At 73.6% G+C, this 18,723-nt stretch carries 18 protein-coding genes and 1 riboswitch; of the genes, 7 read left to right on the top strand and 11 right to left on the bottom strand.

The genetic code is table 11. The features are described 5' to 3' along the window. Positions 1 to 25: 25 nt before the first annotated feature. Both ABT369_RS52495 and ABT369_RS52490 read right to left on the bottom strand, forming a co-directional pair. Positions 26 to 655 carry a class I SAM-dependent methyltransferase gene (locus tag ABT369_RS52495; protein ID WP_350625280.1) on the bottom strand — a complete coding sequence of 210 codons (630 nt, stop codon included), beginning with the start codon at positions 653 to 655 and terminating at the stop codon, positions 26 to 28. A gap of 31 nt (positions 656 to 686) precedes the next feature. Next, positions 687 to 1,220: a hypothetical protein gene (locus ABT369_RS52490; protein ID WP_350625277.1), complete on the bottom strand. Its 534-nt coding sequence runs from the start codon at positions 1,218 to 1,220 to the stop codon at positions 687 to 689. Between ABT369_RS52490 and ABT369_RS52485 the strand changes: the two genes are divergently transcribed. The 3 genes from ABT369_RS52485 to ABT369_RS52475 all read left to right on the top strand — a co-directional run bounded on the left by ABT369_RS52485 (position 1,219) and on the right by ABT369_RS52475 (position 4,398). Next, on the top strand, positions 1,219 to 1,413 hold the full coding sequence (locus ABT369_RS52485) for a hypothetical protein (protein ID WP_350625275.1): 195 nt from the start codon (positions 1,219 to 1,221) through the stop codon (positions 1,411 to 1,413). The two genes, ABT369_RS52490 and ABT369_RS52485, sit on opposite strands and share 2 nt — an antisense overlap. Positions 1,414 to 1,541: 128 nt before the next feature. Then, a complete protein-coding gene (locus tag ABT369_RS52480; RefSeq protein ID WP_350625273.1) occupies positions 1,542 to 1,874 on the top strand; it encodes an STAS domain-containing protein in 333 nt (110 codons plus the stop codon). Positions 1,875 to 2,151: 277 nt separating this feature from the next. Beyond that, positions 2,152 to 4,398, top strand: a complete 2,247-nt coding sequence (locus ABT369_RS52475; RefSeq protein ID WP_350625271.1) for a HelD family protein — start codon at positions 2,152 to 2,154, stop codon at positions 4,396 to 4,398. On the opposite strand, the gene ABT369_RS52470 is transcribed toward ABT369_RS52475, so the two are convergent. After that, positions 4,395 to 5,441, bottom strand: a complete 1,047-nt coding sequence (locus ABT369_RS52470) for a glycoside hydrolase family 11 protein (protein ID WP_350625269.1) — start codon at positions 5,439 to 5,441, stop codon at positions 4,395 to 4,397. The genes ABT369_RS52475 and ABT369_RS52470 overlap by 4 nt on opposite strands. Before the next feature lie 226 nt (positions 5,442 to 5,667). On the opposite strand from ABT369_RS52470, the gene ABT369_RS52465 reads away from it, so the two are divergent. After that, positions 5,668 to 7,950, top strand: coding sequence for a putative bifunctional diguanylate cyclase/phosphodiesterase (locus tag ABT369_RS52465; RefSeq protein WP_350625267.1), 2,283 nt, complete (start codon positions 5,668 to 5,670; stop codon positions 7,948 to 7,950). 34 nt (positions 7,951 to 7,984) lie between these two features. On the opposite strand, the gene ABT369_RS52460 is transcribed toward ABT369_RS52465, so the two are convergent. The 3 genes from ABT369_RS52460 to ABT369_RS52450 all read right to left on the bottom strand — a co-directional run bounded on the left by ABT369_RS52460 (position 7,985) and on the right by ABT369_RS52450 (position 11,294). Next, positions 7,985 to 8,641: a hypothetical protein gene (locus ABT369_RS52460; protein WP_350625265.1), complete on the bottom strand. Its 657-nt coding sequence runs from the start codon at positions 8,639 to 8,641 to the stop codon at positions 7,985 to 7,987. 94 nt (positions 8,642 to 8,735) lie between these two features. After that, complete coding sequence (locus ABT369_RS52455; protein WP_350625263.1) at positions 8,736 to 10,115, bottom strand: helix-turn-helix transcriptional regulator; 1,380 nt, start codon at positions 10,113 to 10,115, stop codon at positions 8,736 to 8,738. A 30-nt stretch (positions 10,116 to 10,145) separates the two neighbouring features. Beyond that, a complete protein-coding gene (locus ABT369_RS52450; RefSeq protein ID WP_350625261.1) occupies positions 10,146 to 11,294 on the bottom strand; it encodes a M48 family metallopeptidase in 1,149 nt (382 codons plus the stop codon). A 91-nt stretch (positions 11,295 to 11,385) separates the two neighbouring features. On the opposite strand from ABT369_RS52450, the gene ABT369_RS52445 reads away from it, so the two are divergent. Both ABT369_RS52445 and ABT369_RS52440 read left to right on the top strand, forming a co-directional pair. After that, positions 11,386 to 11,895, top strand: coding sequence for an LLM class flavin-dependent oxidoreductase (locus tag ABT369_RS52445; RefSeq protein WP_350625259.1), 510 nt, complete (start codon positions 11,386 to 11,388; stop codon positions 11,893 to 11,895). Positions 11,896 to 11,992: 97 nt separating this feature from the next. Beyond that, entirely contained in the window at positions 11,993 to 12,760 is a 768-nt protein-coding gene (locus ABT369_RS52440; RefSeq protein WP_350625257.1) for a class I SAM-dependent methyltransferase, read from the top strand. 49 nt (positions 12,761 to 12,809) lie between these two features. Here ABT369_RS52440 and ABT369_RS52435 read toward each other — a convergent pair whose 3' ends face one another. Further along, positions 12,810 to 13,670, bottom strand: a complete 861-nt coding sequence (locus ABT369_RS52435; protein ID WP_350625256.1) for a CbtA family protein — start codon at positions 13,668 to 13,670, stop codon at positions 12,810 to 12,812. 14 nt (positions 13,671 to 13,684) lie between these two features. Next, entirely contained in the window at positions 13,685 to 13,906 is a 222-nt protein-coding gene (locus ABT369_RS52430) for a CbtB domain-containing protein (RefSeq protein WP_350625255.1), read from the bottom strand. Between the two features lie 32 nt (positions 13,907 to 13,938). After that, a riboswitch (cobalamin riboswitch) is annotated at positions 13,939 to 14,052 on the bottom strand. Positions 14,053 to 14,197: 145 nt separating this feature from the next. Here ABT369_RS52430 and ABT369_RS52425 point away from each other — a divergent pair. Beyond that, positions 14,198 to 16,453 carry a catalase gene (locus ABT369_RS52425; RefSeq protein WP_350625254.1) on the top strand — a complete coding sequence of 752 codons (2,256 nt, stop codon included), beginning with the start codon at positions 14,198 to 14,200 and terminating at the stop codon, positions 16,451 to 16,453. Here ABT369_RS52425 and ABT369_RS52420 read toward each other — a convergent pair. The 3 genes from ABT369_RS52420 to ABT369_RS52410 all read right to left on the bottom strand — a co-directional run bounded on the left by ABT369_RS52420 (position 16,368) and on the right by ABT369_RS52410 (position 18,699). Further along, positions 16,368 to 16,997, bottom strand: a complete 630-nt coding sequence (locus ABT369_RS52420) for a DUF7919 family protein (protein ID WP_350625252.1) — start codon at positions 16,995 to 16,997, stop codon at positions 16,368 to 16,370. The two genes, ABT369_RS52425 and ABT369_RS52420, sit on opposite strands and share 86 nt — an antisense overlap. A gap of 221 nt (positions 16,998 to 17,218) precedes the next feature. After that, entirely contained in the window at positions 17,219 to 18,199 is a 981-nt protein-coding gene (locus tag ABT369_RS52415) for an LLM class F420-dependent oxidoreductase (RefSeq protein WP_350625312.1), read from the bottom strand. Next, on the bottom strand, positions 18,199 to 18,699 hold the full coding sequence (locus tag ABT369_RS52410) for a hemerythrin domain-containing protein (RefSeq protein WP_350625250.1): 501 nt from the start codon (positions 18,697 to 18,699) through the stop codon (positions 18,199 to 18,201). The genes ABT369_RS52415 and ABT369_RS52410 overlap by 1 nt, the downstream gene beginning before the upstream one ends. Positions 18,700 to 18,723 lie beyond the last annotated feature (24 nt).

Below are 18,723 nucleotides of genomic sequence, written 5' to 3'. Positions count from 1 at the left end.
CCGTCCGCGAGGGCGGCCCCGACGCTCACACAACGATCTTGCGGGCGTGCACGCGCTCGATGGTCCCGGCCTTGCGCCGCTCCACCTCGACGACCTCGAACCCGGCGCCCCGCACGAGCGGCAGCTGCCGGCGCGTGAAGTGCTCGCCCCAGGCCCGGATGGTGAACCGCTCCACCAGCCACTGCGCGGCGCGGATCGGCGGCCAGGTGCTGCCGACGTGGTCGACCAGCAGCAGCCGCCCGCCGCCCACGAGCACGCGGAGCATCTCGGCGATCGCGGCGCCCGGCCGCGGGATGCCGCACAGCGACAGCCCGCACACGACGGTGTCGAAGGTGCCGGTCGCGAACGGCAGCGCCTCGGCGTTGCCCCGCAGCAGGTGTACCGTGCGGTCGAGGCCGGCCGCCCGCTCCCGCGCGATCGCGAGCATCGCCGGGCTCAGCTCGACCCCGGTCACGGTCGTGTCCGCCGGGTAGAGCGGCAGGTTCAGCCCGGTGCCGACCGCCACCTCGAGGACGCGTCCCCGCGCGCGGGCGGTGAGCCACTCCCGCCCGCCGCCGAACCAGACACGCTCGAAGAACGCCATCTGCCGGTCGTACGCCGCCGCCTGCTGTTCCCAGGCGCGCAGGACTTTCGCGGTCTGCCCGTCATCGGCCATCACTGCCAGTGTAGCCGCCGGTGACCTGCGCTCAGCGCACCACGAGCTGGAGCAGCACCAGGTGCGAGGTGCGCGTCTCGACCTGGAACAGCCCGGTCTTGGTCGCCTCCAGGGTGAGCGAGCCGGCCTTGCCGGGCTTGAGGTCGACGCCGCGGTCGTAGCCCGTGACCGTCACCCGGTCGGCCGTGTCGCTGGTGACGGTGATCCGCACGACCTGGCCCTGGGACACGTCGACGCGGCCGGTCGCCGGGCTGGCCGTGCCCTTCGAGATGGTGAAGGTGACCTCCTTCGCGGCCTTGGTCCGCGACGCGGGGGAGGTGTAGGTCTCGGCGGGGGCAGGCGGGAGATTGGCGGAGGCGGCGGGCAGCGGCCCCTGGGCGCCCGGGGCGAGCTCCGGCGACACCCACTTGGCGGTGCCGCCGGTGCAGCCGACGAGGAGCGCGAGCAGCGCGGCGAGCACCGGGACGGCGCGGATGGTCGGCATCGGGTGCTCCCGGGAGGGCGAGGGGTCGGCCCGCACCATACCAAGGACCCCGGCGGCCCGGCGTGGCACGATCGCGCGCATGGAGCTCAGCACGCCGTACGCGGTGGTCGACGTCTTTCCCGGCGACGCCGCGGTACCGGCCCGAGGCGACGTCGTCCGCGTCGCGCCCAACCACGTCTGGGCCGCGGTGAACCTGGCCGACGAGCCGATCGCGGTCTCGGGCGGCCGCGTGGCCGGTCGCCGGCCCGTGGCCGCGCGCAACGCCAGCACCTGACGTACGCCTTCCGGGTGAACGGCCCCGGAACGCTGACGCGCTCGATCGCGGTAGCGCACATCGCGTCACCCGGGGGCTACCATCGGCGGACGGTCCGACCGGGCCGGCGACGCGGATGTGGGGACCTCGTGGAGTTGTCGGTGCGGCCCGGAGCGGGCGCCACGGTGGTGACCGCCGCGGGTGACCTCGACATCGCGACCTCGCCGGAGCTGCGCCGCTACCTGCACGCGATCCTCGACGAGCACGAGGCCGCCCTCTGCGTCGACGTCGCCGCGGTGCAGTTCATCGACTCCAGCGCCCTGGGCGTGCTCGTGAGCGTCTACCAGCGCCTGGCCGGCCGCGGCCAGAGCCTGACGCTGGTCAGCCCGCACGAGCGCCTGCTGCGCACGTTCCGGATGACCGCTTTGGATCAGGTGTTCACCATCGTCTCGGCCCTGCCCGCCGGCCCGGCCGCGGCCTGAGCCCGGGTCAGCCGGCGTCGGCCGGGACGTAGGTCAGCCGCAGCACGCCGTTGTCGTAGTCGCGCCGGTCCCGCAGCCGCAGCCGCGCGGGGCTCGATGGTCTCCTGGTCGACCGCGCCCGCGGCCGGGTCGAGCAGGTGCTCCGGGCAGGGCTCCAGCCACGGCTGGTCGAGCGGTGCCGGCCCTGTCTTCCTGTCTTTATTGTACGGAATCGTCAACCCGTTCTCATCGGCCCTGATGCCGATTTTCGCCGCTCGGAACGGACCTACGCTGCACTGTGCCCGAAGTCAGAACGCAGGAGATCGCCGCCGAGCAGGACATCGTCGACCGGGTCTACGAGCGCCTCGAGCAGATGCGCGCGCAGGCGGGCGCGCTGGAGCGGGAGGGGTACAACCGCTCCTCCGGCAGCACGCTGACCGGCCTGGTCGAGCGCGACGCGATGGTGCTGCGCGCCGCCGCGCGGATGCGGGACCTGGACGCCGAGGATGAGGGGCTCGTCTTCGGGCGCCTGGACTTCGACGACGGGGAGACCTACCGCATCGGCCGCCTCGGCGTCCGCGACGGCGTCGAACCGCTGCTCATCGACTGGCGCGCGCCCGCCGCCGCGCCGTTCTACCGGGCTACCTCCGGGGAGCCGCTCGGCGTGGTGCGCCGCCGCGTCATCATCTGCCGCGGCCGGCACGTGCTCGACCTCGACGACGACGTGCTGACCCCGGACCGGGCCGGCGACCTGCGCGTGCTCGGCGAGGGTGCCCTGCTGGCGGCGCTACGCCGGTCCCGTGGCCCGCACATGCGCGACATCGTCACCACCATCCAGGCCGAGCAGGACCGGGCGATCCGGGCGCCCGCCCGCGGGGTCACGCTCATCACCGGCGGCCCGGGCACCGGCAAGACGCAGGTCGCGCTGCACCGGGCCGCGTTCCTGCTCTACACCGACCGGGGCCGGCTCACCGGCGGGCGGATCCTCGTGGTGGGCCCGTCGACGGTGTTCACCACCTACATCGCCCGCGTCCTGCCCTCGCTCGGCGAGGACAGCGTGCACCTGCGGGCCGTGGGCGAGCTCGTCGACGGCGTCACCGCCACCCGCCGCGACCCCGCCGCCCTCGCCGCGATCAAGGGCCACGAGCGCATGCGGGCGGTGCTGACCGAGCTCATGTGGCAGACGCCGCCGGAGGCTCCGGAGCAACTGCGGATGGTGTACGCCGGGCAGGTCCTGACCCTCGGACCCGACGACCTGCGGGCGGTACGACGCCGCGTGCGCGACGACGGCAAGCCCAACGAGGCCCGCTCCCGGGCCGCCGGGGCCCTGGTCGACGCGCTGTGGGACCGGCTCGACCAGGGGCATCTCGACCGGAGCCTCTTCACCGAGGAGGCCCGCGACCGCGGCGAGTTCGCGCGGTTCCTGCGGGCGTGGTGGCCGCCGCTCACCCCGGCGGCCGTGCTGCGCTGGCTCGCCGAACCCGGGCGGGTCATCGGCCTCGAGCCGGTCGACGCCGAGCGGCTGTCGCGGTCGTACCGCGACGAGCCCACCTGGTCCGTCGACGACGTCCCGCTCCTCGACGAGCTCGCCGTCCTGCTGGGCGAGCCCCCGGTCCCGCCCCGGGCTCCCGAGCCCGAGTGGCGGCTGCGGGAGCTCGGCGCCGGCCCCCGTCTCGTGTCCACGTTCGTGCTGAGCTGCGGCCTGCGCGACGGCTGGGAGCTGTACGCCCCCGGCCTGCTCACGCCGATGGCCCAGGCCGGCCCCGGGATCGACAACGACCAGATCGGCGCCGCCCAGCGCTGGGCCGAGGCCGTCATCCGGCGCGAGGGGCACCGGGTCGTCGGCTGGGGCGACGGCTTCGACCCGCACGGCGAGGAGGGCTACGTGCCCCGGCTCGCCGAGCCGCTGCTGCAGGACCCGCCGGAAGACGACACGGCCGACCCGGAGCCGTACCTGCACGTCATCCTCGACGAGGCCCAGGACCTCTCGCCGATGGAGTGCCGGATGATCGCGCGGCGCGCGGAGTTCGCCTCGATGACCGTCGTCGGTGACCTCGGGCAGGCGACCCACCCGCTCGCGGTCACCGGCTGGCCGCAGCTGATCGAGCGGCTGCGCAAGCGGGAAGTGCGCCACCTCGACCTGCCGACCGGATACCGGGTCCCCCAGGTGATCGCCGACTACGCGGCGCGGGCGCTCGCCGCGGGGATCGAGCCGACGCGCTCGTACCGCCCGGGCGGCACCCTCGACGTCCGGCGCGTCGAGGATCTGCACGCCGCGGTGCGCTCGGCGCTGCGGGAGGCTCCGGCGGGGGCGACGGTCGCGGTGATCGCCCCGGACGCGCTCGCCCCGGCGCTGCCCGGGCCCGTGGTGCCGGTGAGTCTCGTGAAGGGGCTCGAGTACGACCACGTCATCCTGGTGGAGCCGGGCGTCATCGCCGGGGCCGAGCCGCGGGGGATGAGCCGGCTGTATGTCGCCCTGACCCGGGCGGTCGCGGCGCTGGTGATCCTCCACCGCGACCCGCTCCCGCCCGGGCTCGAGTCCTAGGAGCAGGCGGCGCCGTTGAGCGTGAAGCCGGTCGGGGCCGCGCTGTTGCCGGTGTGGTTGGCTTGGAACCCGATCGTCGTCGAGCCGCCCGGCGGGATGCTGCCGTTGTAGCTCACGTTGGTCGCGGTGACCTGGCCGCTCGACGGCGAGTAGGTCGCGTTCCAGCCCGACGTGATGGTCTGCCCGGCCGCGAGGCTGAACTTCAGCGCCCAGCCGTTGATCGCGGACGAGCCCGTGTTGGTGATCGTGATGTTGTCGGTGAGGCCGGTGTTCCACGGGCTCACCGAGTTCGTCACCTTGCACGCACCGCCGCCGTTGTTCGGGGGCGGGGTCGTCACGCCCGGCGTGGTCGGGGTCGGGTTGCCGCCCCCGCCCGATCCCTCGCTCACCGTGATGCTGGAGCTGCCGCTGCTCTGGTAGCCCTCGGTCGCGAGGATCTGGTAGTCGTGCGAGCCGAGGTTCAGGCCGAGGGCGGCCCACGCGTTGAAGTGGTTGGCTGTGGTGATGGTGCCGCCGGTGCGCTTCTGCTGCCGGACGCTCCAGTACTGGTAGAACGTCGCGGTGCCGATGATCGACGGCTGGTTCACGCGCTGGGTGCGGTAGATGTCGTACGTGCTGCCGTCGGTCGTCACCGAGCCGAGCCGCTGGGCGCCCGTGCTCGGGTTGTAGCTGCCGTAGTTCTCCACGACGTAGTACTCGATCAGCGGGTTGGTCGTCCAGCCGTACAGGGCGAGGTACCCGTTGCCGTTGACGTTGAAGGTGCCCGAGTAGTTCACGGTGTGGCTCGAGCCGGGCTTCCAGCCCTTCCCGACGACCGTGTTGTTGATGTTGCTCCACTGGACGCTGTACGAGCCGCCGGCGCCCAGGTTCATCGTGACGTTACCGCTGTCCTTCCAGTACGAGAAGAAGTAGCCGTTGTGGGTGCCGGTCGTGTTCGCGGTGACCGTGCGATCGGCCTCGGCGTGGGCGGTGCCGGCCAGCACGAGCGAGGTCGCGGCCAGCGCCGCGGCGCACGCGCCGGCGAAGAGCAGCCTTGCCTTCATGCGGGGTCCTTTCGGGTCGACGCTCGTCGATGGCGGCAGTGTGGGATCGGGCCGCGGACCTTGTCAATCCGTTCCGGAACGGCGGTATCGGTCGTGAACTGGCCGTTTGTGGCGTGCCGTGCGGTTTCGGCGCCGAAAGTTGCGGAACCAGGATGAAACTTTCGAGCGGGTGTGACCTGCGCGGAAAGCCTTCAAGGCGCGCAGCCGGCGGCCGATGGGTCGATCCGTGACCGCCGAACGCGCCCCGATGCGCTACGTCGTGGCCACGCTCGTGATCGCGGCCGCCAGCGCACTGTGGTTCGTCGCCTGGGTGCTCACCGGCGTGGGCCCCGCCGCCGTGTCCTTCGTCGCGCTGCCCGCCGGCGCCGCGATCACCGCCGCGGCCGCGTTCGACCTGCTCCGGCGGGCCCCGCTCAGCCGCCCGGCCCGCCGGTTCTGGCGGCTCATGACGTTCGCGTTCGGCGCCGTCGGCGTCGGCTACACCCTCCTCGCCGTCGCCGGCTTCCGGGACACGTCCATCCTGCCCGTCATGCCCCCGGCCGCGGCCGCCTTCGCCGGGGCCGGGTTCCTCACGGCGATGTGGGCCATGGGACGCGTCCCGCTCGGCATCACGAGCGCGGGAGAGCGCTGGCGGCAGTGGCTCGACCGCTCCATCGCGTTCCTCGGCTGCGGCACGGTGCTGTTCCACTTCGGCCTGGCCCCGATGGTCTCCGGCAACCAGGTGTGGAGCACCCAGGCGATCATCCTGCTCGGGATGTCCTTCGCGCTCGCGATCGGCGGCATCACCAAGGTCTCGTACATCCGCGGCGGCCCCATCGACCGGATCTCGCTGCGCCTCATCGGCCTGTGCGGGCTGGTCGGAGCCGGCGTGGCGGTGCTCATGGTCCTCGGCGGCGACCCCGGCACGATCCCGGCCCAGGCCGTGGTCATGCCCCTCGCGCCGGCGTTCGGCACCCTCGCGGTGCGCCGGCAGTGGGGCTTCACCGAGGCGCGCGTGCGCCGGTCGAACACCTGGCTGCCGTACCTCGCCGTCGCCGCCGTCGACGTGCCCCTCATCGCCGTGATCCCGGGCGCCCTGACCTGGACCGACAGGCTCGTGATCGTGGCCTCGGTGTGCGTGACCGGGCTCGTCACGATCCGGCAGTACGTCGTCTTCCGCGAGAACGCCCGCCTGCTGCGCGAGAAGCGCGCCTCCGAGGAGCGCCTGCAGCACGAGGCCACCCACGACGGCCTCACCGGCCTGGCCAACCGGGCCCTGTTCCGCCGCCGGCTCGGCGAGCAGCTCGAGACGGGCGGCGCCACGGTCCTGCTGGTCGACCTCGACGACTTCAAGACCATCAACGACTCCCTCGGCCACGACGTCGGGGACCATCTGCTCATGGCCGTGGCATCGGTACTGCACGCCGGCGCCGGCCCCGACGGCCTGCCCGTCCGCCTCGGCGGCGACGAGTTCGCCGTGCTGATCACCGAGCCCACGATCCTCGGCGAGACCGTCGCCCAGCGCATCCTCGACGCGTTCACCGTCCCGCTCAGCGAGCACCGGCTCCTCGTGCACGCCAGCCTCGGCATCGCCACGGCCCCGGCCGGCACCCCGCTGGACCGCCTGCTGCGCGACGCCGACGTGGCCATGTACGCCGCCAAGGAGCGCGGCAAGAACAACTGGGTCCGCTACCGCGACGGCATGGAGCAGGCGGTCGTGGGCCACGCCCAGCTCGGCGGCGAGCTGCGCCGGGCCCTCGACGCCGGCGAGTTCACCGTGTACTACCAGCCGATCATGTCCCTGCACACCGGCCGCATCGTCGGCGTGGAAGGCCTCGCCCGCTGGCGCCACCCGGCCCGCGGCATGATCTCGCCCGCCGAGTTCATCCCGGCCGCGGAGAGCACCGGGCTGATCGTCCCCCTCGGCCGGTACGTCCTGCGCGAGGTGTGCCGCCAGGCCGCGGTGTGGCTGGCCGAGTTCGGCCCGGACGCCCTGCAGAAGGTCGGCCCCAACGTCTCCGCGCGCCAGCTGCACGACCCGGACTTCGTGGCCGACGTCCAGGCCGCGCTCAGGGACGGCGGCCTGCCCGCCGACCGCCTGGTGCTGGAGCTGACCGAGTCCGCGGCCCTGCGCGGCCAGCAGGTCTCGCGCACCCTCCACGAGCTGCACGGCCTCGGCGTCCGCATGGCCCTGGACGACTTCGGCACCGGCGAGTCCTCGCTGAGCCTGCTGCGCGCCTTCCCCGCCGCGATCATCAAGCTCGACAAGTCCTTCGTCGACGGCATCGAGCTGGACGAGCCGGGCTCACCCGAGGCCGACGCGCGCCAGGCCGTGGCCCGCGCGGTCATGCAGCTGTCCCTGGCGCTGGGCCTGGACACGGTCGCGGAAGGCATCGAGAACCGGGAGCAGGCCGACCGCCTCATCGAGCTGGGGTACTCCCTGGGCCAGGGCTACCACCTGGCCCGCCCGATGCCGGCGGCGGAGCTGACCGCCCTCCTGGCCGCCCAGCACCTCACGACCGCGGCCTGAGGGCCGCGGCGAGCCCGTACCACCCGACCGCACCTCACGACCGCGGCCTGAGGGCCGCGGCGAGCCCGTACCACCCGACCGCACCGACCAGGGCGACCTGCACCAGGTAGTCGACGGCCGCCGCGACCCGCCCGAACGACTCCAGCGGCAGCACCACGAACAGCACCGCGTAGGCGAGGGCCGCGATCGCCACCGGCCGCGGCATCGTGCGCCCGACGAGCGCCCCGACGAGCCCCAGCAGCATCCCGGCCACGACGGCCACCTGTGTGCCGACGATCGCCGGCACGAGCGTGCCGAGCTGCCCGTTGAACGCGGCGGTGAGCGCCCGCCCCTCGGCCTCGGGCAGCACCGCGGGGTCGGCCGCGTACGCGAACGGCAGCACCTCGGCCGTGATCACCAGCGCGAACACGATCCCGCCGACGCCCACGAGCGGCGCGCCGACGAGGTTGAGGATGCCCGCCCGGCCGCGCGCCAGCAGCACCATGAAGACGGCGGTCGCGACCCACGAGACGGCGTACGCGGGGCCGCCGAGGTACAGGTTCATCGGCCAGTAGGCGCCCCCGAGCCCGCGGACGTCGTCGTAGCGGATGGTGCCGTCGAACGGCGGTTCCCAGAACGTGAACACGACCCGCCCGGCGAGCGAGACGAGCAGCAGGACGAAGAGCCCGACGAGCGCGGCTCGGCGAAGCATGGATGCGGGCACGGCGGATCGGCCTTCCGTTCGGTGGGGAATCGGGGTTCCCACCGTGCCGCCGGCGGGTCGCCGGTGGCATCGGCCTCAGCACCTATTTCGGAGAAACCGCAGGCCCGGCGTGCTCGAGCCAATAGCGGGCGGCCTGGACCCGGCGGTTGCCGCCCGACTCCGGGGAGAGGTCGAGCTTGGCGAAGATGGCCCGCAGGTGCGCGTCGACGGTCCGTTCGGAGATGACCAGCTGTGCCGCGATGCCCGCGTTGCTGGCGCCTTCGGCGAGCGCGGAGAGCACCTCGGCCTCCCGCGCGGTGAGCCTGCCGACCGCGCCGCCGTCGGCCGGGACGGCGGCGTCGGCGTGTGACGCCGGGTCTTCGGGTGCGGCCGGGGCGGCGGTGTTGACCGGGACGGCGGTGCCGACCGGGACGGCGTTGTCGGCGGGCGCCGGGGGGACCAGGGTCCGGGCAAGCCGGCCGGTGCCCGCCCACGCGGCGGTTCCGACGACCGCCGTGATCGCCGCGACGACGAGGGCGACCGGCGTGGCGCCGAGCGCGAGCCCCGGCGCGGCGACGACCGTCCCGGTGCCGGCGACGACCAGCGCGGCGGCGGTGAGGCCGGCACCACGGACGGCGAGCAGCAGGTGCGCGGGCGCCACGGCGCCGCGGGCGGCGACGAGCGCGCACGCACCACTGCACACCGCGGCCCCGCCGAGCGCGACGAGGAACGCGACCGAACCCAGCTCCGGCTCCACCCCGCCGGGCGCGCGGGCGACGGCGAGCAGCACGCAGAACGCGACGGTGAGGGGCGCCGCGGTGGTCCCGGCGGCCGCGACCCCGAGCCGGCCCCGGACCGTCCCGTGCGACCCGAGCGCGGCGCGCCAGAGCACGACGGGCAGCACGAGCAGCGCGACGCCGCCGAGGAGCGTCGCGGCGGCATCCACCGGCGCGAGCATGGTCCGCCACGATTCGGGCGCGATCGTCGGCAGCCCGGCGAACGGCTCCCCGGCCGAGGTCAGCAGCGCATTGGCCAGCGCGACCACACCCATCGCCGCGCCGACGGCCCGGTGCGTCCACGGCGCCGCCCGGCGGACCGCGGCCGAGGCGGTGAGCTGCATGAGCACGAGGGGCGGGATCCAGGCGGAGTTCCACAGGGCCACGGCCGCGCCGGTCAGCGGGTGACCGGCGGCGTGCGCGGCCACGGCGAGGGCGGTCAGCGCGAGATAGGCCAGCAGCGCCGCGGCGAGCCCGGCCGCGTATCGCCCGGCGGCCCGGCTGCCGGCCCGGCTCAGGCGGGCGCCCGCGACGGCGGTGCCGACGGCACCCAGCGCGAGTGCCAGCACACCTGCCGGATCGGTGGCGAACCCGCCATGCCCGGCCAGTCCCAGACCACCGAGGGTGATGCCGGCGGCGCCGGCCGAGGCCGCGGCGACCACGGGCAGCCGTTGCCGGGCCGGCGCGACGGCGGAACTGCTGGTCATGCGCGCACACGCTACTGGAGGCCGGGCCGGTCAGCCGTAACGGAGGTCTCGGGCGAGGCGACGGTACTCGGTCGCGAGGTCGGCGTCGGCGCCCGCGTCGGCGGGCTCCGGAAGCGTCGGCTCCAGCGTCGGCCGCGATCGCACCAGCCGGACGCGCAGGGCAAGCGGCGGGTGGCCCGCGAACGGCGACGTGGACAGCGGCGGCTCGGCGGGGGCGTGCGCACGCACGCCGTCACCGAGTGCACGCCAGGCGGCGAGATCGGGCCGGTCGTCGCCGGCCTGACGGATGTGGCGGCGCAGGACCGTCACCATCGGTTCGCGCAGGCCCAGCGTGTAGAGCATCGCGAGCGTCGCCGCCGAGCCCGCGATCCGGGCGGCCTCGGCGTCGGCGTGGTACTCGGCGCGGTGGACGTCGGCGCGGGCCATGCTCGCGAACAGGCGCCGGACGCCCGCGGCGATCCAGCGCAGGACGGCGTTCACGGGGCTGAGGATGAGCTCGGCGTACCAGACCGAGCCGACGCTGCCGCGCATCGGGCCGCCGCCCGAGCCCGCCATCGCGCCAAGGATCGCCGGGTCCTGCAACGCCCGGATCGTGGTGTCGCGCCTCGGCTCGAACAGGGATACGAGGGCGGTCAGGCTGCGGTCGACGGACCCGGCCGGGCCGCTGCGCAGCGGGTCGCCGTTGGTGAAGTGGGCGAGTTGATGCGCCACGAGTGCGGTGCGCTGCAGCGGGGTCAGCACGGCGAACAGCGGGACCCCGATCCGCAGGTACCGCCGCCGCAGCAGCCCGGTCGTCCCGCCGTCAGCCTCGAAGGAGTCGTCCACGACGATGATCCGCGGGCAGGGCGTGCCGACGGCGGCCGCGACCCCGGCGACGAACGCGTGCAGGTGCGGCGCGTCGGCGCGATCGAGCCGCGTCGAGTAGCGGGGGAGCCCGGCCGGCCTGGGCAGCAGCACCGCCCCGAACGCCAGCAGCACCACGCCCGGCAGCACGGAGATGCTCGGAAAGTCCCGCACGACGAGCCAGGCGCCGCAGCCGAGCGCGGCGATCGCGGCGAGCTGGATGAGCACGGCCATCAGCGTGACGACCACCCGGGCGGGGCCCCAGCCGGGCGGCCCCGGCGCGTGCCCGGCGAGCTCGGCCGCGAGCCGTTCGTCCCGGGCGAGGTCGCGGTTCATCGCATTGATGGTAGTCGCCGGCGTCACGCCGTTCGGCGCGGATGTGGACGGGGCGACGGTACGGCCCATGCTCCGTGGGTACCAGGCCCGCATGCGTATCGGGTATTTCCTGTCCTGCGAGGAGTACGCCCCGGCCCAGCTGATCGAGCAGGCGCGCCTGGCTCAGGACGCCGGGTTCCAGGGGCTGTGGATCTCCGACCATTACCATCCGTGGAACGACGAGCAGGGGCAGAGCCCGTTCGTCTGGTCGATCATCGGGGCGCTCAGCCGGGTCGTGACGATCCCGATCACCACGGCGGTCACGTGCCCGATCCAGCGCATCCACCCCGCGATCGTGGCCCAGGCGGCCGCCACGAGCGCGGTGCTGCACGACGGCCGGTTCATTCTCGGCGTCGGCTCCGGCGAGGCCCTCAACGAGCAGGCCTCGGAGCTGGTCACGCCCGAGCGGACGGCGAAGGCGATCGCCTGCGGCCCGGATCCCGCGGCGCAGGCCTCGTTCCTGCGGCAGTACGAGGATGCCGGCTTCGACGAGGTGTACGTCGCGAACGTCGGCCCGCACTACGCGGAGCTCATCGACCTGTACCGCAAGGAATTCCTGTAGGAAACCTCGAGGCCGCCAAGGCCTGGCTCCGCCGGCCCGGTGAGTAAGGCACGGACGCCATATTGCAACTTACCGATGGGTGCGGAATGGTGGGTCCATGCATCCGACTGCACTGTCCGCCATGCACGCCGCCGCGCTGCAGGAGAGCTGGGATCGTCAGCAGGAGGCGTACCTGCCGGACCGGGAGCACCGCTTCGCCGCGATGCTCGACACCGTCGCCGCCGTCACGGCGAACGCCCCGGTGCGCCTGCTCGACCTGGCCGGCGGCACCGGCTCGATCACCCTGCGGGCCCTGCGCCGCTTTCCCGGCGCCGCCGCGACCGTCCTCGATCTCGACCCGGCGCTGCTGGCCATCGCGCGCAGCAGCCTCGCCGGGCGCGCGACCGTCGTCGAGGCCGACCTCGCCCGGCCGGACTGGACCGCCGGGCTGCCCGCGGGCGGCTTCGACGCGGTGCTGACCGCGACCGCGCTGCACTGGCTGCCCGCCGAGCGCATCGCCGCCGTCTACGGCGAGATCCGCGGTTTGCTGCGCCCGGGCGGCGTGTTCGTCAACGCCGACCACATGCCCGACGACGGCCTGCCGGCGCTCACCAAGGATCTCCTCGCGGCGGGGGAGACGCGGCGTGACGCCCGGGTCGCCGCCGGGGCCGCGCTGTCGTGGACGCAGTGGTGGCAGCACGTGGCCACGATGCCCGCCCTGACCGAGCTGGTCGCCCGGCGGCACGAGATCTACCCGTCCGGGCACGCCGCCGAGTTCACGCCCACGGTGGCGTGGCACCTCGAGGCGCTGCGGGCGGCCGGATACGCGGAGGCCGGCGTCGTGTGGCGCGGCGGTCCCGACGCGGCCGTGGCCGGCGTGCGTTGACACGGTCGGCCGTGGCCCGCCGTAAAGCGCGCGGGCCGCGGCCGATCGGCTAGACCGTCGCCTTCTCTTCGACCGGGGCCACGCGGACCGGGCGGTTGCCCAGCAGCCGCTCGGCCAGCGGCGCGAAGATCAGCCCGATCACACCCCACAGCAGCGCCTGGGCCGCGACCGCGTACAGGCGGAACTCGTAGAGCAGGTCGGCGTCGAAGCCGGGGAAGACGATGTCGCCGGCCTCGTTGCGCAGGGGCAGCGGCGTCTCCGTCGCGTGCTTGCCGTAGTCGGCGACGTTCGTCGGGAGCCGGCCGAAGTCCGGCAGCAGCGCGATGAGCAGGCCGGTCGCCACGACGAAGGCGGCGCCGGCGAGCAGGGTCGCGGTCCATGTGCCGAAGCGCGGCTTCAGGCGCTGGCCCAGGATCACGGCCAGGATCAGCAGCAGCACCGAGGCCAGGACCATGATCAGGTAGTACGCGCTGCGCTGCCCGATCGTCTCCTCGTGCCCGACCGCGGGCGGGTTCGCCGGGTACTTGAGGAACGGCACGAGGTACATGGTCAGGAAGCCGGAGCCGGCCAGCAGCAGCGCCAGGTTGCGCGGGCGGACGTTGCCGACCCGGCCCAGGCAGATCGCGTAGGCGACCGCGAACAGCGCGCCCATCGCGAGCCCGAAGAGCACCATGCCGACGCCGATGCCGAGGTTGCCCTGCACGGTGCGGCTGAACAGCTCCCCGCCCTCGTGGGCGTGGTCGGCCGCGCCCGCGGCGTGCTCCAGGGCCTCCTGGGCCTCGTCGCGGCCGCTCTCGTAGTTGATCGCGTCCTGAATGAGCGGCTCGGCGAAGATCCGCGCGAACACGAACGCGACCAGGCCCGCGACGAGCCCGGCCAGGGCGCCACGGGCGATGATCCGCTTTTCCACGATGTCTCCCGCGCTCAGTGGCAGGGGAAGCCGAGGAAGTGCCGGCCGTCGTGCACGAACTCGTGCACGTGGGCGTCGTTGCCGAAGATCGACACCGCGCCCTGGTCGACGCCGATGAAGTAGTACACGAGCAGGGCGAGCGCCGCGGTGCCGGCGAGCCACACCAGCGACCGGGACAGCGGGATGACGACCGGCGTCGCGACGGCGCCGGGGGTGGTGGGCGAGGACACGCTCACGAGGAGCCTCCTTCAGGGATTCTGCGTCCCTCTTGTAGTGGCGGACGACGGCGGAGGGTCTGACTCACCGGGCGGACCCGGCTCACAGTGGCGCGACCGTGCCGGACTCACACCGGCTTCCTGTCACCGTCGATTGCGCCGACGCTACGGCCCGTGCGGGCACACCGTCAATCGCAGGCCACCGGCAGTGCCGCGATTCACGATCTTGAGGGCCCGTGCGCGCGTGTTTCGCGCCATCGGTGCCGGGTAGCGGCAGCACGGCCCGCAATTGTCGTGAAGGGGACTGAACGGATGAACGCCCGCAAACCGACCGAGGTTGTCAAGGACGTCGTGGAGGCCGCCGCCGCGAAGGTCACCGACGCGGCCACCCCGGATGTGCCCGGCAAGCCCGGGAGCGTCACCCCGTCGCCGACCGAGCCGACCACGCCGACCGGCCCGCCTCCGCCCTCGCCGGAGCAGGGCACGCCGGCGCCGCAGACCCCGACGGGTGTGCCGGCCGGAGGCCCGGCGACCGCCAACGCGCAGCAGGGCGACTACCTCACCACGTCCTACGGCGCGCGGCTGCCCGACACGGACCACTCGCTCAAGGCCGGTCCGCGCGGGCCGGTCCTGCTGCAGGACCAGCATTTCCGCGAGAAGGTCACGCACTTCGACCACGAGCGCATCCCGGAGCGCGTCGTGCACGCCCGCGGCGCCGGCGCGCACGGCTACTTCGTGGGCTACGGCACCGCCGACCGGCTGTGCCAGGCGAAGTTCCTGAGCAAGGACGTGCGCACCGACGTGTTCGTCCGGTTCTCCACCGTCGTGGGCTCCCGCGGCTCCGCCGACACGGTTCGCGACACCCGCGGCTTCGCCACGAAGTTCTACACCGACGAGGGCACGTTCGACCTGGTCGGCAACAACATACCGGTCTTCTTCATCCAGGACGCGATCAAGTTCCCGGACGTGATCCACGCCGCCAAGCCGCACCCGGACCGGGAGATCCCGCAGGCGCAGTCCGCGCACGACACGTTCTGGGACTTCGTCTCGCTGCACACCGAGGCCCAGCACCACACGATGTGGGCCATGTCGGACCGGGGGATTCCCAGGTCGTTCCGCATGATGGAGGGCTTCGGCGTCCACACCTTCCGGCTGATCAACCGGGCCGGAGAGACGACCCTGGTCAAGTTCCACTGGAAGCCCAAGCTCGGCGTGCACTCCCTGACCTGGGAGGAGGCCCAGCTCATCGGCGGGATCGACCCCGACTTCCACCGCCGCGACCTCTACGACGCCATCGAGTCCGGCGCGTTCCCGGAGTGGGAGCTCGGCGTGCAGGTCCTCCCCGACACGCCCGAGGAGACCTTCGCCGGCGTCGACCTGCTGGACCCGACCAAGATCGTCCCCGAGGAGCTGGCCCCGGTGCAGCCCATCGGCCGCATGGTGCTGGACCGGACCCCGACGAACTTCTTCGCCGAGGTCGAGCAGGTCGCCTTCCACCTCGCCCAGCTGCCGCCCGGCATCGACGTCACCAACGACCCGCTGCTGCAGGGCCGCCTCTTCTCCTACCTCGACACCCAGCTGACCCGGCTGGCCGGCCCGAACTTCAACCAGATCCCGATCAACCGCCCCCACGCGCCGGTCAACGACATGCTGCGCGACGGCTTCCGCCAGGACGCGGTGCACGGCGGGGTGGCGCCGTACCGCCCCAACTCCCTCGACGCCGGCAACCCGTTCACGGCGACCGCCGAGGAGGGCGCGTTCGTCGAGGCCCCGGTGGTGGTCACGCAGGCGCCCAAGGTGCGGGCGAGCCCGGCCTCGTTCGACGACCACTACAGCCAGGTCCGCCTGTTCTGGCTGAGCATGTCGCCGGTGGAGCGCGAGCACATCGTCAACGCGTACACCTTCGAGCTCTCCCACTGCTACCAGCAGGAGATCCGCGAGCGCCAGCTGCTCAGCCTGGCCAACATCGACCCGGTCCTGTGCGAGCTGGTCGCCGCCGGCCTGGGCCTGCCGGTGCCCGAGGCGACGCTGCCCCTGGCCGACGTGACGCCCAGCCCGGCGCTGTCCCAGCTGGGCCGCGAGTGGCCCGCCGACGGCCGGGCCATCGGCATCGTGATCGGCCCGGAGCCCGCCGACGCCGACGGGGTCGAGGGGCTGCGCCGCGCGGTCCTCAGCGCCGGCATGGTGCCCCTGGTGATCGGCCCGCGCGGCGGCGTGATCGGCGACCTCACCGTGCAGCGGACCTTCGCCGGGGCACGCTCGGTCGAGTTCGACGCGCTGCTGCTCGCCGCCGCGCCCGCGCCCGGCCCGGACGCGCTCGCGTCCCGGGACGCGAAGGCCGGCGCGTCGGACTCGCCGACCGTCGACCCGCGGGTGCTGCTCATGGTGGAGGAGTGCTGGCGGCACGCGAAGGCGATCGGCGCGTGGAGCCGCGGCGTGGAGGTGCTGCGCCAGGCCGGCGTGTCGGAGACGGCCGGCGTCGTCACGGCCGAGAGCGGGACGGCGGCCCTGGAGTCGCTGCGGCCCCTGCTGGCGACCCACCGGGTGTGGGAGCGCTTCGCCGGCTGAGAGCGGACCAGCGCGTCGATCGCGGCCCGGGGGGCCGCGGCGACTCGCCGGTACGGTCCCAGAGGTCGCGCTCCGCGTCGGGCGGGATCCAGGGGCTCGGCTCGGCGGCCCAGCCGGCGTCGTAGCGCCGCACCGCCTCGACGAACGCCGTCGGTGGCCGGTAGTCGTGCGCGGTGACGTAGTGCCAGATCAGCGACGGCGCCGCGAACATCACGCCCGGCTCGGCCGGCACCCTGATCTCGTAGTACGCCAGCCAGTTCCGGCTCGGTCGCGGATGGGCGATGGGGCCCGTGCCCGGCGGGCAGAACTCGCACTCGTGCAGGCCGCGGCATTCGTTGACGGCGGGGCCGTCGATGATGTCGAGCAGCGCGCCGGCGAACCAGGCCGGGACCGGGCCCTGCTCGAACGGGTGCGGCGCGGCCAGCCAGCCGACGTTGCGCCGCTCGTACCGCGGGCGGTAGCTCAGCTCGCCCCATTCGCGCCAGACGATCTCTTCGCCGGTGTGCGAGTAGGCGTAGGGCGTCAGGTCCGCGAAGTAGGCCACGAGTGATGGTACGGCGTCAGGCGCGCCAGCAGGGCTCAGACCCGCTCTCCGGGTGCTGCGCGACGCCGGGCAGCACCGCAGCGCGCCGCCGCGCGGCAGCGGGCGGTCGCCGGCCGGGTGCTCGCGCAGGTCGGCGATGCGGGTCGGGGGGCTGCCGGTCTAGGGACGACGGATGGGGATCGGGTGGGCAACCGGGTGCGCCCCGGTGCCCACCCGGCCGGTCACTTGGCGAGGGTCCGCAGCCGCTCCAGCAGCGGCCCGGCGGCCTCGTCGAGGAAGCGCTGCTGCAACGCGTCGCCGACCTGCACGAGGGCGATGTCGGTGAAGCCCGCCTCCCAGAAGGGTTTGACGGTCTCGGCGAGCTCGTCGAGGTCGGGGCCGCACGCGATGGAGCCGGCCACGTCGTCCTTGCGCACGAACTGCGACGCGGCCGTGAAGCCCGCCGGGGTCGGCAGGTCCGCGTTGACGAACCAGCCGCCGCCGAACCAGCGGAACTGCTCGTGGGCGAGATCGATCGCCTGCTGCCGGTCGGGGGCCCAGCAGATCGGGATCTGCCCGATGGCCCGCGATTTCGGCGAGCCGGGGCCCCGGGCGTCGTGCCAGCCCGACACCAGCTCGGCCTTCGGCTCGACGGCGATGAGGTGGTCGCCGATGGGCGCGAAGCGCTCCACCGAGTGCTCGCCGGAGACGGCCAGCCCGATCGGCACGCCGTCGTCCGGGCAGTCCCACACCCGGGCCGAGTCGACCCGGAAGTAGTCGCCGTCCCAGGTGACGAGCTCGCCGGTGTGCAGCTCCCGGATGATCGCCACGGCCTCCTCGAGCATGTCCTGGCGCTGGGCGACCGGCGGCCAGCCCTCCCCGGTGACGTGCTCGTTGAGGTTCTCCCCGGCGCCGAGGCCGAGGATGAACCGCCCCTCGGACAGCAGCTGGATCGTCGCCGCCTTCTGGGCCACGACCGCCGGGTGGTACCGCTGGATCGGGCACGTCACGTAGGTGGCGAGCTCGACCCGGGAGGTCGCGTGGGCGACGGCGCCGAGGACCGACCAGGCGTAGGGCGCGTGCCCCTGCTCGGTCAGCCACGGCGAGTAGTGGTCGCTGCAGACCTCGAAGTCGAAGCCGATCCGCTCGGCCTGCACCGCGTAGCGGACGAGTTCCCGGGGTCCGCTCTGCTCGGTCATGAGGGTGTACCCGAAGCCGACCATCACGCGCGGACGGCGTCCAGCGCCTTCTTGAGCGCCGCCGGCTGGGTCGGCTTCGTCGGCGCCTTCGGCTTGAGCTCCAGCATCTTCGCGCCGAGCTCCTGGAGCTGGTGGCGGCCGAGGCCCTCGCGGACCTTCGGGAACCACTCGTGCTCCTCTTCCTCGATGTGGTGGGTCACGTTCTCGATGAGTACGGTGACCTTCGCGTCGAAGTGGTCGTCGCCGGCGTCCATGGTGGCGAGCTCGAAGCAGAGCACGTCGGCGACGTGGTGCTCCTCGTAGGACTCCAGAATGTCCTCCTCGAGGTCGGGCAGCAGCCGGCGGACCTCGGGGTACATGACCTCGTTCTCGATGTAGGTGTGCACCGTGAGCTCGTGCAGGATCCGCTCGACGATCTTCGCCTTGGCCTCGGCGGGGCCGTCCTGCGCGGCCTGGAACTCCTTGAACAGCCGCTTGAGGTGCTTGTGGTCTTCCTTCAGCAGCACAATGGCGTCGGTCGACATCGACTCTCCTTGCCGGGTACGGGG

Source organism: Dactylosporangium sp. NPDC000244 (genome assembly GCF_040300725.1).
Classification (GTDB): Bacteria; Actinomycetota; Actinomycetes; order Mycobacteriales; family Micromonosporaceae; genus Dactylosporangium.
The sequence above is the reverse complement of the archived record's forward strand: the minus strand, read 5'-3'. Positions and strand labels throughout refer to the sequence as shown.